General features: G+C 62.9%; 10 protein-coding genes and 1 riboswitch. Of the genes, 2 read left to right on the forward strand and 8 right to left on the reverse strand.

Going from position 1 to position 12,968, the window contains the following annotated elements:
* Positions 1-19 precede the first annotated feature (19 nt).
* The 6 genes from ACI3L3_RS07690 to ACI3L3_RS07715 form a co-directional block, all read right to left on the reverse strand.
* Positions 20-916, reverse strand: coding sequence for a CoB--CoM heterodisulfide reductase iron-sulfur subunit B family protein (locus ACI3L3_RS07690; RefSeq protein ID WP_404844524.1), 897 nt, complete (start codon positions 914-916; stop codon positions 20-22).
* Positions 913-1,473, reverse strand: coding sequence for a 4Fe-4S dicluster domain-containing protein (locus ACI3L3_RS07695; protein ID WP_404844525.1), 561 nt, complete (start codon positions 1,471-1,473; stop codon positions 913-915). The genes ACI3L3_RS07690 and ACI3L3_RS07695 overlap by 4 nt, the downstream gene beginning before the upstream one ends.
* A gap of 115 nt (positions 1,474-1,588) precedes the next feature.
* The gene (locus ACI3L3_RS07700) at positions 1,589-2,770 is read right to left on the reverse strand and encodes an iron-containing alcohol dehydrogenase (RefSeq protein WP_404844526.1); all 1,182 of its coding nucleotides are present in this window, start codon (positions 2,768-2,770) and stop codon (positions 1,589-1,591) included.
* A 452-nt stretch (positions 2,771-3,222) separates the two neighbouring features.
* Complete coding sequence (locus ACI3L3_RS07705) at positions 3,223-4,563, reverse strand: sigma-54-dependent transcriptional regulator (RefSeq protein WP_404844527.1); 1,341 nt, start codon at positions 4,561-4,563, stop codon at positions 3,223-3,225.
* Entirely contained in the window at positions 4,556-5,761 is a 1,206-nt protein-coding gene (locus ACI3L3_RS07710) for a nitrogen regulation protein NR(II) (protein WP_404844528.1), read from the reverse strand. Before ACI3L3_RS07710 ends, ACI3L3_RS07705 begins: the two co-directional genes overlap by 8 nt.
* On the reverse strand, positions 5,761-6,903 hold the full coding sequence (locus ACI3L3_RS07715; protein ID WP_404844529.1) for an iron-containing alcohol dehydrogenase: 1,143 nt from the start codon (positions 6,901-6,903) through the stop codon (positions 5,761-5,763). Before ACI3L3_RS07715 ends, ACI3L3_RS07710 begins: the two co-directional genes overlap by 1 nt.
* 334 nt (positions 6,904-7,237) lie before the next feature.
* Here ACI3L3_RS07715 and ACI3L3_RS07720 point away from each other — a divergent pair, with 334 nt between their 5' ends.
* Positions 7,238-7,447 carry a hypothetical protein gene (locus tag ACI3L3_RS07720; RefSeq protein WP_404844530.1) on the forward strand — a complete coding sequence of 70 codons (210 nt, stop codon included), beginning with the start codon at positions 7,238-7,240 and terminating at the stop codon, positions 7,445-7,447.
* On the forward strand, positions 7,440-8,846 hold the full coding sequence (locus ACI3L3_RS07725; RefSeq protein ID WP_404844531.1) for a hypothetical protein: 1,407 nt from the start codon (positions 7,440-7,442) through the stop codon (positions 8,844-8,846). Before ACI3L3_RS07720 ends, ACI3L3_RS07725 begins: the two co-directional genes overlap by 8 nt.
* On the opposite strand, the gene ACI3L3_RS07730 is transcribed toward ACI3L3_RS07725, so the two are convergent.
* Both ACI3L3_RS07730 and ACI3L3_RS07735 read right to left on the reverse strand, forming a co-directional pair.
* A complete protein-coding gene (locus tag ACI3L3_RS07730; protein ID WP_404844532.1) occupies positions 8,834-10,495 on the reverse strand; it encodes a hypothetical protein in 1,662 nt (553 codons plus the stop codon). The genes ACI3L3_RS07725 and ACI3L3_RS07730 overlap by 13 nt on opposite strands.
* A 547-nt stretch (positions 10,496-11,042) precedes the next feature.
* Complete coding sequence (locus ACI3L3_RS07735; protein ID WP_404844533.1) at positions 11,043-12,413, reverse strand: alanine/glycine:cation symporter family protein; 1,371 nt, start codon at positions 12,411-12,413, stop codon at positions 11,043-11,045.
* 119 nt (positions 12,414-12,532) lie between these two features.
* Positions 12,533-12,629, reverse strand: a riboswitch (glycine riboswitch).
* Between the last annotated feature and the right edge of the window lie 339 nt (positions 12,630-12,968).

The following is a 12,968-nucleotide window of genomic DNA, read 5'->3' on the forward strand; positions in this document are numbered from 1 at the left end:
TTTTTCTCCTCGCTGTGTCCTAGGCGGTCGCCTTGGCGTCTGCGGCCTTCGGACCTATGCGGTCCAGCAGCTTGAAGGGCGGGACATAGAGCTTGTCCAGTCCGAGGGCGGCATCATCAAGGCCGAGGGCCAACCCGATGAGCTGGGAATAGTAGAACACCGGCATATTGTGGCGGGTGTTGTTGTCGCGGTTGATTTGGCCTTGGCGCATGTCCAGATTCATCTGGCACAGCGGGCAGGCGGTGACGATGGCGTCCGCGCCCATGGATTCGGCCACGTCGAGGATGCGGCCGGACAGCCGCGTGACCACGCCGCGCCGCGTTACGCCAAGGGACGCGCCGCAGCATTCCGTCTTGAGCGGGAAGGGAACAATCTCCGCGCCAAGGGCGGGCATGAGTATGTCCAGCGACATGGGGTTTTCCGGGTCGCCGAAGTTCATCAGCTCCTTGGGGCGGCTGAGCATGCAGCCGTAATAGGGGGCGAGCTTCAGGCCGGTCAGGGGCTTTGTGGTGCGGTCCTTCAGGCCCTGCGCGCCGATGTGTTCAAAGATGATTTGCAGCACCGAGACGATGGGGATGTCCGTTGGGATGGCGCCGTCCACAAGGCGTTCCACCTTGGCGCGGAAGGCGTCGTCCTGCAGTTTTTGTCTGGTGGAACGCAGGTTTTTGAGACAGCTGGGGCAGGGGGTGGTGATGGTGTCCAGCCCCATGGTGCCGGCCTGCATAATGTTGCGGGCGGACAGCGCCGCCGAGAGGACCGGGTCCACGGCGTGGGCGGGGGTGGACCCGCAGCAGCTCCAGCCGGGAATTTCCTGAAGGCCAATGCCGAGCTGCTCGCAAATGGCGCGGGTGGACGCGTCGTATTCGATGGACGTCCCCGTTGCGGAACAGCCGGGATAGTAGGCGAAGCGGCTCATCTGGACGTCTCCTGTGCGTAGCGCTTGAATATCTTGGCGATTTCCTCACGGCCCTGCACGTCGTGCGGCTTGAAGGAAATTTTGCCCTTGGCAAGCACGGCGGGGCCAAGGTCCGTGTCGGACAAAAAGCGCCCGGTGCGCGTTTTCCACGAGGCCATAAGGCCTGCTTCGAACACGCGCCCGTGTTTTTCGACGGACTCAAGGAAGCACTCCCAGAACTTGCGGATGTCGCGCTCGGAGACCACGCCCTCGCGTCCGGCGATGTTGCGCAGCACGTCCATGATGTGGGCGACGTCGATATTATTGGGGCAGCGCGCGGTGCACGTTTCGCACGAGGCGCACAGCCAGATGGCGCTGGAGGAGAGGACGCGCTTTTTTTGGCCGTTTTGCAACAGGCGCATGATTTGGCTGACCGGGATGTCGTAGGCGAACCCCACGGGGCATCCGGCCGTACACTTGCCGCACTGGTAGCACAGCGCGATGTTTTGGCCGCTTTCTCGCTGGACTTCGTCGATGAAGTCCCGGTCGTATGTGTCGTTGACTCTGACGGGTTCCATGGTGCGATCCTGCTTGCTGTGGTGGTGGGCGGGCGGCCAAAGGGGGGAGCTGGCCGCCCGCCGACACAATGAGAGCGCCGGTTCCCGCCGTATCGGGAACCGGCAGGAGGTGTCTTTACAGGGCCTGCTCGTAGATGCGGCGGACGTCGTCGTCCGTGGGGCAGCGGGGGTTGGTCAGACCGCAGGCGTCCTTCTGGGCGTTGTCGGCCATGGTGGCGATGTCCTTCTTCTGGACGTCCTTGCCGTAGCGCTTGCCAAGCTCGGTGAGGTTGGCGGGGATGCCTACGTCGGCGGACAGCACGCGGATGGCGTGCAGGCAGCGTTCGGCGGCGTCGCGCTTGGACATGCCGGAGATGTCTTCGCCCATCCACTCGGCCATTTCGGCAAAGCGTTCCACACAGGCGATGAGGTTGAACTGCTCAACGTGGGGCAGCAGGATGGCGTTGCATTCGCCGTGGGGCAGGTCGTAGTAGCCGCCCAGCTGGTGCGCCATGGCGTGCACGTGGCCGAGGCTGGCGTTGTTGAAGGCCATACCGGCGAGGTACTGGGCGTAGCACATGCCTTCGCGGGCTTCGATGTCCTGTCCGTTTGCCACGGCGCGGCGCAGGAAGGTGAAGATGAGCTTGATGGCCTTTTCCGCGCAGGCGTCGGTGAGCGGGGTGGCGATGGTGGACACGTACGCCTCAACGGCGTGGGTCAGGGCGTCCATGCCAGTGGCGGCGGTAAGCGCCGGGGGCATGCCCATCATCAGGGTGGGGTCGTCCAGCGCGATGCCGGGGGTGACGCGCCAGTCCACGATGGCCATCTTCACCTTGCGGGAGGTGTCCGTGATGATGCAGAAGCGGGTCATTTCGGACGCGGTGCCTGCGGTGGTGTTCACGGCGACGTAGGGGGGCATGGGCTTGGTGGACTTGTCGATGCCCTCAAAGTCATGAATCTTGCCGCCGTTGGAGACGACAAGGCCGATGCCCTTGCCACAGTCGTGCGAGCTGCCGCCGCCCAGGGTGATGAGGGAGTCGCAGCCGTTCTTCTCATAGACCTTAACGCCGTCGTGCACGTTCTTGTCGGTGGGGTTCGGCACGGTTTCGTCGTAGACGACGCAGTCCATGCCGTTTTCCTTCAGCAGGTCAACAATCTGCTGGGTGATGCCAACCTTGGTGATGCCCTTGTCCGTGACGAGCAGGGGCTTCTTGCCGCCGAGAGCCGTGATGCGGGCGGGGATTTCCTTGTGTGCGCCGATGCCTACAAGAGTAACACTGGGGATAAAGAAACCGTTCACTTCTTCCCGTACTGCCATTTCACACCGTCCTTAGCTTGTGTGTTTGCGATGCCATGCAATCCGTACTGCTTGAACTCGCGAGTTGCTTCCCTAGAGGCAAAGAGCGGGCCAAAATGAAAAGTGTGATATTCCGAATGCTTAGAGAAAATACCATCTGGGCAGAATGTCCCACGGTGGTGGGCCAGAGTGCGCACTCGGGTCAAAAGTGGTGTGTTTTCGCGGATGTGGGTCTATGGAAAAGCGCATGTGGCGGGATCTGCCGGGGTGGTGTGTCAGTTTGCGCCGCTTTGTGACGGGGTTGGGTCAAATAGCGCCGGGCCTTGTTGCGCGAGGACGCGCAAGGTTGCGGAAGGCATACGGAAAAAGGACGGCGCGGGGCGTCGTCCTTTTTTGTGGTGGTGGGCAGGGTGCGTTTTGAAATGCGCGGGGCAGGGCGGTGAGGCGGCGCGGTATGGGCGTCGCGCCGCGCCCTACAGGTCGAACTTTTCGATTTTGCGGTATAGGGTCTTGCGGCCAATGCCTAGAGCCTTGGCGGTCTGTTGGCGGTTGCCGCCGTAGAAGTCCAGCGCCTTGGCGATATGCTCGCGCTCCATGCGCTCAAGGGACAATACGCCCCCGGCTTGGCCGCTGGCGGGCTGGTCGGAGATTTCGCGTGGCAGACAGGCGCGGGTGATGACGCCGTTGTCGGACAGGATGATGCTGCGCTCCAGCACGTTGCGCAGTTCTCGGATGTTTCCCGGCCAGTCGTAAGAGAGCAGGCTTTGCATGGCGCGCTCGCTGACCGTGTACTCCCCCTGTCCTTTTTGGCGGCCCAGTTGGGCAAGGAAGTAGTCCACGAGCAGGGGTACGTCTTCACGGCGCTCGCCCAGGGTGGGCAGGCTGATGTTGAAGACATTAATGCGGTGGAAGAGCGCCTCGTGGAAGCGCCCGGCTTCAACCTCATCCGCAAGGTTGCGGTTGGTGGCGAACAGGAAGCGGATGTCTACGGTGCGCTCGTCCTTTTCCCCCACGCGGCGGTAGGTGTGCGACTCCAGAACGCGCAGCAGGGAGGCCTGCACCTCAATGGGCAGTTCGCCGATTTCATCAAGGAACAGTGTGCCGGTGTGGGCGAAGTTCATCAGCCCTTCGCGGTTGTCCGTTGCGCCGGTGAAGGAGCCTTTGGTGTGTCCAAACAGCTCACTGCGCGAGAGTTCCTTTTGCAGGGTGGCGCAGTTTTTGACGATGAGGGGCTTATCCGCCCTTTGGCTGGCGGCGTGCAGGCAGCGCGCCACCACGTCCTTGCCCGCGCCGGATTCGCCGGTGATGAGCACAGGGACGTCCGTTGGGGCGACTTTGTCGATGAGGTAGCGGATGTGCTTCACCGCGGCGGAGCTGCCCACCATCTGCGTGGATGACGTGGTCTTTTGCGTGTGCTTGTAGCTGCGGTTCTCGCGCTGGAGGCAGGCGCGCTGCCACGCGCGGTCCACCACCAGCTCCACGCGGTCCAGCCGGAAAGGCTTGGTGATGTAGTCGTACGCGCCGATGCGGATGGCCTCAACGGCGTTGTCGATGTTGCCATGTCCGGTGATGAGGATGACCTCGGCGTCCGGCTCCATGTCTTTAAATTCGGTAAGCAGCTCCAGCCCGTCGCCATCGGGCAGGCGGATGTCGGAGATAATGACGTCGAAGCGGTGGCGGCGGACGGCGTCGCGCGCGGCGTGCGCGCAGTCCGCCGTGTGGACGGTGCGTTCCGGGCTCGCGAGTTCCTTACTCAGCAGCTTGAGGATGGATTCTTCGTCATCCACCACAAGGACGTTGTACGGTTCAGGCATGGTGCGATTCCTGATGAAGTGGGAGCTTGACGGTGAAGGAGGAGCCTTTGCCGACGGTGGAGTCCACCACAATATCCCCGCCGTGTTCGCGGACGATATTGAAGCAGGTGGACAGGCCGATGCCGATGCCGCGCCCCACGGGCTTGGTGGTGAAGAACGGCTCAAAGAGCATGTTTTTGGATTCCGGCGGTATGCCGCAGCCGGTATCGCAGACGCGCAGTTCCACGTGGTCGCCGCGGCGGGCCGTCTGCACGCCAATGGTGCCGCAGTCGCCCACGGCGTCGATGGCGTTGGTCATAAGGTTTAGCGTCACCTGTTTGAGCTGGGCTTCGTCGCCGCTGACGTGGGGCAGGGTGCTTGCCAGGGCGGTGGTCAGGGTGATGGAGCGGCGTTTGCGGAACTGATGGTGCAGCAGCTTCATGGTGTCCCCCACCACCTGATTGAGATTCACGGGCACAAAGTCCGACGACACCGGACGGCTGAACGTGAGCAGGGTTTTGACGATCTCCTGACAGCGCAGGCATTCCTTGAGGATGGTGTTGGTGTAGTCGCGCAGGTCGTCGGCGAGGTCTTCGGGCACGCTGTCATCAAGGCGCGCCAGCCTGCGCTGGATGCCTTCGGCAAATCCGGCCACCGCGGCGAGGGGGTTGTTGATTTCATGCGCCACGCCCGCCGCCAGCACGCCGATGGTGGCCATCTTCTCGGCTTGGTAGAACTTGGCTTGGTATTTCTTCTCCATGGTGACATCGCGCTTAAAGATGAGGATGCGGTGCTCCGAGCGCGTTGGGCTCTTGAGCGGCGAGGCCACCATGTCGAACTGCATATTCCCGTCGCCGATGTGGAATATGGCGGTCTCCTTGCACACGGAGTTTGTGGACAGGGAGCGGAAGGCTGGGCACTCCGGGCAGGGGTTTGAACTGTTGCGGAAGATGCTGTGGCAGGTTTTGCCGATGGGGTTGATGCCGGGGAACAGTTCCTCAAAGACGTGGTTGACGGAGATGATGCGCATATCCTCGGACAGGACCATCATCACGTCGGTAATGCCGTCGAGAATGGCGGCAATTTCGCGGCGTTGGTTTTCGGATTCGCGGTTGATGGCCTTGAGATCCTCAATGCTTTGTTGGAGTTCCTGAAAGAAGTTGAGCTTGCTGTGTTCTATGCCGATGAGATCGTGCAGGGATGTTTTGTTATTCTGCATTACCACGCCTCCCCGCAGATTTCATAGAGGTCGCGCCATGTGGCCTGCCTGGGGTTGGTGACGGCGCAGGCGTCCTGTACGGCAATGCGGCATATCTGCTCCAGCCGTGATTCATCGGGCACAATGTCGCGCAGGCGCACGGGGATGCGCAGCTCGGCAAACATGTGCTCCAGCGTGGCGCAGCCCTGTTCGGCTAGGCTCTTGGCCGAGGCAAGGCGCACGCCGTTGATGGTTTGGGCGATGGTGGCCATCTTTTCCGTACAGCTTGGGATGTTGAAGCGCATGATGGGCGGCAGCAGCATGGGGTGCACCATGCCGTGCACCACGTCATAGCGTCCGCCAAGGGAGTGGGCGAGGGCGTGCCCAATGCCCAGCCCCGCGTTGCTGAACGACATCCCCGCCGCGGTGCTGGCGATGGAAAGATTCTTGAGCGCCTCGGTGTCCTTGTCGTCCGCTGCGGCCCGCAGGTTGGTGGCGATGAGGCCTATGGCGTTCAGGGCCTGCGTTTCCGTAAAGGGCGAGGCAAGGCGCGACACATAGGACTCAATGGCGTGGGACAGCGCGTCCACAGCGGACGAGACGATTAGCTCGCGCGTTTTGGTCACCAAGAGGTCCGGGTCGATGATGGAGATATTGGGCACCAGCGAGCGGCTGATGATGGACATCTTCACCTGCCGGTCCGTGTCCGTGATGATGGCGTACTGCGAGACGTCGGAGCCGCTGCCCGCGGTGGAGGGGATGAAAATCATGGGCGGCAGGGGGCGCATGATGCGGTTTGCGCCCTCGTAGTCGCGGATGCGTCCGCCGTTGCCGACAATGGTGGCGATGCCCTTGGCCGCGTCGATGGGGCTGCCGCCGCCAAGGCCGATGATGACGTCCGCGCCGCATTCCTCGTAGGCCTTGGCCCCTTTGTGGACCTGCCAGTCGCGCGGGTTGGCCGTAAGCTCGCTAAAGATGATGCATTCCAGCCCGTCGGCCTCAAGGATGGAGCGGATGCGCTCCACCCAGCCCGAGGTCTCCAGCCCCACATCACTGACGAGAAAGACCCGCTTCGCCCCAAGGCGATGCGCACAGGGAGCCAGATATTTGATGCTGCCATTGCCGAAGATGATTTCCGGTATGGCGAACTTGGTAATCTGCATGCCACGCTCCTGACGCGTAATGGCCGCGACATCTTGAATTTGCTGAACAGGGTCTACGTTATTCCTTTGCCTGTCTGGAAAGTCAAGGCGTTAGGGGCATATTCGCACTGCGGAGCGCGGCGGATGCTGGGGAAACGAACGCCCGGAAAAAAGGCCTAGTGGCGGGCGTTTTGGGTGGTGGCGACGGTCGGTACGCGGCCCTCTGGCAGGGCGCTGCGCCGGGGCGGCGCACAGCGTGGAAGCAGGACGCGTGGCGCAGTGGTTGTCATCACCCGCGCTGGCGGGGTACAAGACTGTGTGGAGGAGTGAACCTAAGCCCCCGGAGAATGTTGACATGCTGCATCTGGCGCTGCGTTTGTGGTGTTGCCTTCTTGGCCTTGGTCTGGTGCTTCCGCCCTGTGCCCACGCCTATCTGGACCCCGGCGCGGGGAGCATGCTGCTGCAGATTCTGCTTGGCGGACTGGCAGGCGTGGCGGTCATCCTGAAGCTGTTCTGGCACCGCATTAAGGCCTTTTTCCGCATGGGGAAGGATGACGATGCCTGAGGTGCGGCCCGTTGTCGGGTCCTACCGCGAGGAAGGCAGCCGCGTGTTTCGCGCCGGGGGGCGCGTGGTGCGCTTTTTGGACGCCGACACCGCGCGGGCGTGGCGCGTGCTCTCCGGCGCGTCCTTTTGGGAGCTGGGGCAAAAGACCGGCAGCATCGTCTCCACATGGGAACCGGGGGACGCGCAGGACTTGGTGAGGCAGGGGGGCGGCCCATGGGTCACCGCCGTGGAACACGAGCCTGTCCCCGCCGTGACCTACCCGTACGAATGGCCCTTTCCCATGCTGCGCCGCGCGGCCATGCTGCAACTGGACCTGCTGCTGGCCGCCCTTGGCGACGGCTTCCTTGCCGAAGACGCCACGCCCTACAATATCCAATGGAAGGACGGGCACCCTGTGTTCATCGACGTGACCTCCTTCCGGCGGCATGAGGAGGGCGATACGTGGCAGGGGTACCGGCAGTTTTGCCAGCTGTATTTGTATCCCCTGCTCATAGAGGCCTACCGCGATATTCCGTATCAGTCCTTTTTGCGCGGGAATATTGAGGGCATAGAGCCGGAGGTGATGGCGCGGCTTCTTGGCTGGCGTGATATGCTGCGGCGCGGCGTGCTGACGCATGTGTTTTTGCACGCGTCCTTGTCGCGTACGGCTGCCGGGCGGAACGGGGACCTGCGCGGGGCCATTAGTGACTCCGGATTCTCATCCGAGGCTATACGCACAAATCTGCGTCGGCTGAGGTATTTGGTGGAGACGTTGCGCTCGCGCCGGACCGAGTCCGTATGGACGGCCTATGACGAGAGTGAGAGCTATTGCGGTGAGTCGTGGGCGGAAAAGCAGGAGGTTGTGGCGCGCTGGGTGGCGCAGCGTCAGTGGGATACCGTGTGGGATGTGGGGGCTAACCGGGGCGTCTTTTCGCGCATGGCGGCGGAGCACGCGCGGTGCGTTCTTGCCCTCGACAGTGACGAAGCCGTGTGCGGGGCGCACTATGAGCAGTTGACGCAGGGCGGCCCGCGCAATGTTTTGCCCCTTGTCTACCGCTTCCACGACCCTTCGCCCGCCATGGGCTGGCACCTTCGCGAGCGTCCCGCCCTCGCCCACAGGGCGCGCCCGGACCTGACCCTGCTGCTGGCGGTGGTGCACCACCTGTGCATCACGGCGAATATTCCTGTGCAAGCGTTGGTGGACGCCATTGCGGACCTTGGCGGCACGGTGATTGTGGAGTTTGTCGCCAAGGACGACCCGCAGGCCAAGCGTCTGCTACAGAACAAGCGCAAGGCTCACGCCGAGTACACCAAAGAGCACTTCGAGGCCGCCCTTGCGCGGCGTTTTCGCATTGCGGCGGCGCATCCCCTGCCCAGCGGAACGCGGACGCTGTATTTGGCCGAGCCTCACTCGTCCTGAGAGGACGCGGCGTCCAGCGCCCGCTGAATGGCGCCGTGGTTTCCTGTGAATCGCATCCGGACCTGCGGCAACTGCGCCGGAGGGATGAAGCGTCCTGTCGTGGGCACGTGGTAGAACGTGCCATCAATGAAGTCCCGTCCGCGCTGATGCGCATCCAAGAATTCCCCACCGCTTTTCCCAGCCATGAACCGCCGCAGCGCAGGGCGGATATCTCCGTGCCAGACAAGGGCCGGGTCTGTGCGGTATGGCGCGCTGTCCCCCGGCATCCGCACCATGAGCAGGGGGTTGAAGTTGCCGCCGTCCAGCCCATGCCCATGGTCCGAGAGGAAGACCACAAGCGTGCTGTCCAAAACGCCCAGTCTCTCCAGCCGCGTGATGATGGAATGCATGAGGCGCAGGCCGTACAGGGTGGTGGCTTCCTCGTCCGGGCGCGGAAGGATGCTGCCGTCCGCGCCAAAAACGTAGGGGCTGTGCGTCACAAGGGAGTGGAAGAAGAGCAGTGTTGACGGCGTATCGCCAACGCGGAGTGCATCGCGCCAGTTGACGAGGGAGCGGCGCGACTTGAGCATGATGTCCAGATCATGCGGGGTGACGCCCTGCGGCGTGTGGCGGGACTGTTTCGTCCGCGGCGGACGCCCGGTAACGCGGCGGCGCAGGGTGTGGGCGCTGCTCCGCATAGCGTCCACAAGGGGCGCAGGCAGGATGCGCCGCAGGGACACCGCCATGTGCTTGGCGTAGGCGTATGCGCCGCCCAGCGCGGCGCGCGGGGTGCGGTGCCAGTCGAGGCAGGAGGTATAGGGCAGCCCGCCACGCGGCATGGAGGCATAGAACGCTCCGGCGGGTTGAAATCCGGCGTCGGCGGCGTCCGTGAAGATGGAGTCCGCATACGCCGCGCCAAAGATGCCGTTGACGGTCTGGTGGCGCGGTAAAAAGTCCGCGCGCCCTGCGTAGACCACGGGCACGGTGAAAGAGGTGCTTCCGGCCACGCCAAGGGCGTTTGGGTACAGCGTGAAGCCGTGGAACCACTGCCGCACCTGTGGACGCGTGGCAAGAAGGCGCTCTGCCGCGTCGCCCCGGACGTTATCGAAGAGCACCAGAATGATGCTGCGTTCATGGCCGATGGTGCTTGTGGCCTGCATGTTGCGGCGGCCCTCGGTGAGGGCGCGTTCGCTTTCGGCGGTGACGAAAGCCGTTGTCCACAGCGCAAGGCCAATGGTGAAGAGGAGAACGACGCCGCTGAGCGTATCCGCCAAGGCGGGGCGCAGGCGCAGAAGGAGCATGCATGTGCCCATGGCCGCGCCGAGTTTCAGCATGGCAATGAGGGTATCCACAAGGTGCGGGGCCTCGGCGATATGTCCCGCAAGGGGCGGGGCGTCCACAGGCAGAAAGACCACAACAATGGCTAGCCCCAACCCGGCACCGCCGCACAGGATGAGCGGCAGTTTCGTGCGCGGCAGGGCGACAATGGGACACAGCGCAAGGAACGAGCCGCCCCACGCCGCCAGTCCCCACGTCAGGATGTCCGCCTTGGGCACCAGCACGTCGTTGAGGTTGGTGACATAGACCAAAAGCGGCAGCAGCAGAAAGAGCACCGCACCCGGCAGGGCGGCGTTGATGATTTTTGAAAGCGGCGAGTGCACGTGGCGCATTGTGTTTCCTTGGTGTGAGGGCCGTGTCATGTGTGGTGCCGAACCGGACGCCGTCCGGGCTTCCGGGCGGGACAAGGGTAGCACGAAACACGCCTCTGGTGGAGCCACAGGGATAGCCCCGCGCCGCAGGGCTTTGCGCGGGAGGGGGCGCTGGCAGTGGGTGCCGGTGGTGTGCGGTGCGCGATGGTGATGGCTGTGTGAGGGGGCGTGAGGGGGGCATCATGGCGCAACGCTTGGGAGACACGGGAAGGCCGGGCGTGATGGAGGCGCGGCGAGGTGGAGATGGCGAGGCCTTTGGGAGACTGCCGTTGACCGGGGCGGGAGGAGACCGGCGAGGATCAGGCCGGCGTGGAGCCTGAGCGGCAAGGTTTTCCCCCTTGATCGGAGCGCGCGGAGCATCCGCGGATCAGGTCAGAGTGGGGCGCCCCGACGCGTGCGGGGCTTCTCCCTTCAGCCAACGCGGCATCCCTACTGGTGCGCCGTTGCCTACAAAAAGGGCCGCCCCCAAGCGGGGACGGCCCTGTGTGTCGTGTGGCGTGCGTGCGGGTCAGCGCGCGCAGCACGTTTCGCCCGCGCCGGAGCGCGCGGCAAAGTAGGCGCGGGTTTCGGCGACAACCACGCCGGAGAGGCCCAGCAGACCAATAAGGTTCGGCACGGCCATTAGACCGTTGACGATGTCCGCCAGCAGCCAGATGGTGTCCAGCTTCAGGAACGCGCCGGACGCCACCAGCAGAATGTAGACGATTTTAAAGGGGCGGATGCCCTTGACGCCCACAAGGTATTCCGTGCAGCGCTCGCCGTAGTAGTTCCAGCCAAGAATGGTGGTGAAGGCGAAGAAGACAAGGCCAATGGTGACGATGTACTGCCCAATTTCGGTACCAAGGCCCATGTTGAACGCGGCGTTGGTCATGTCCGCACCGGCAAGGCCGTCGGTATTCCACGCGCCGGTCATCACCAGCACAATGCCCGTCATGGTGCAGATGACAATGGTGTCGAAGAACGTTCCCGTCATGGAGATAAGGCCCTGACGCACGCAGGAATTGGTGCGCGCTGCGGCTGCGGCGATGGGCGCGCTGCCGAGGCCGGATTCGTTGGAGAACACGCCGCGCGCCACGCCATTGCGCATGGCCATGAGCATGGTCACGCCCAGTGCGCCGCCAAAGGCGGCCTCGGGCGCAAAGGCGCTTTGGATGATGAGGCTGACGGTGGCGGGCACCTTGTCCGCGTTGAGCACCAGAATCATCACGGATGCGGCAATGTAGAACACCGCCGCAAAGGGCACGATGCGCTTTGCCGTTTCGGAGATGCGGCGGATGCCACCAAGGGTGACCATGGCGACCAAAACGGTCAGTACGGCGGCGGTGAGCAGTTTGGGCAGGCCAAACGCGCCCTGCGTTGCCTCGGTAATGGCGTTCACCTGCGGAAAGGTGCCAATGCCAAGGAAGGCCACGCCAATGCCAAACACGGCAAACATGCGCGCCAGAAAACGGTTCCCCAAACCGCGTTCCAGATAATACATGGGGCCGCCGGACATTTGGCCGTTTTCGTCCACCACGCGGTACTTCACGGCCAGCAGGCCTTCGGCGTACTTGGTGGCCATACCAAAGAAGGCGGCAAGCCACATCCAGAACAGTGCGCCGGGACCACCAGCCTTCAGCGCGGTGGCCACGCCCACGATGTTGCCGGTGCCGATGGTGGCGGAAAGGGCGGTGCACAGGGCGGCAAATGGCGACACGTCGCCCTGTTGGGATTGGTCCTTCTCGCGGCTGAAGACATATTTCAGCGCCAGCGGCAGCTTCAGAATCTGCAGCAGGCCAAGGCGGAAGGTCAGGTACGCGCCGGTACCAACAAGAAGAATGAGAAGCGGGGGACCCCAAACAAAGGAGTCAACTTTTTCGAGGAGCTGCAACAAGTCCATTTCTGATGTTTCCTTATGGATTTCAAGGTTCAACAATCAGGAAATGAATGATGCGGCCAGTGGAGGGGAATACATGCGGAAAATACGCCAAGACGCACATGGGGGGTGTGCATCTGTGGAATTTTCCCTCTGTCCTTTTGCCTGAGAGTTTCACCGGGGTATCCCGGCTTGCTCCTTCGGCGTTCCCGTTGCGGGAATCTCTCCAGAGGCTCGTCGAACAGCAGTCCTTTTGCCTGAAAGATTTACTTCTTCGGCGCCGCCCCCTCGCGGGCGGTCTCTCCTGCTGTCGTCATCCGATTTCCAAACGCGGAGATGGGATATAACGGCAAACGATTTCCTTGGCAAGCCCTGTCTGCGACGCACTGTGGGCGCCCGCGGGTGTGTGGGCGGATAATGAGAAAAGATGTGCATTTTCAGGCGGTAGGGGTAATCTTTTGCGCACAAGCGCCGATAGACGCAGGCAAGGCGTGTGATGTCCTGAAGGTGCTGGTATTAAAGGCTATCGGATATCCGACTGGACATTGTGCGATGATGTGACGTATTCATGACGCCACT

The sequence above is a fragment of the Desulfobaculum sp. SPO524 genome (assembly GCF_044987625.1).
In the GTDB taxonomy this organism is placed as follows: Bacteria; Desulfobacterota; Desulfovibrionia; order Desulfovibrionales; family Desulfovibrionaceae; genus Desulfobaculum.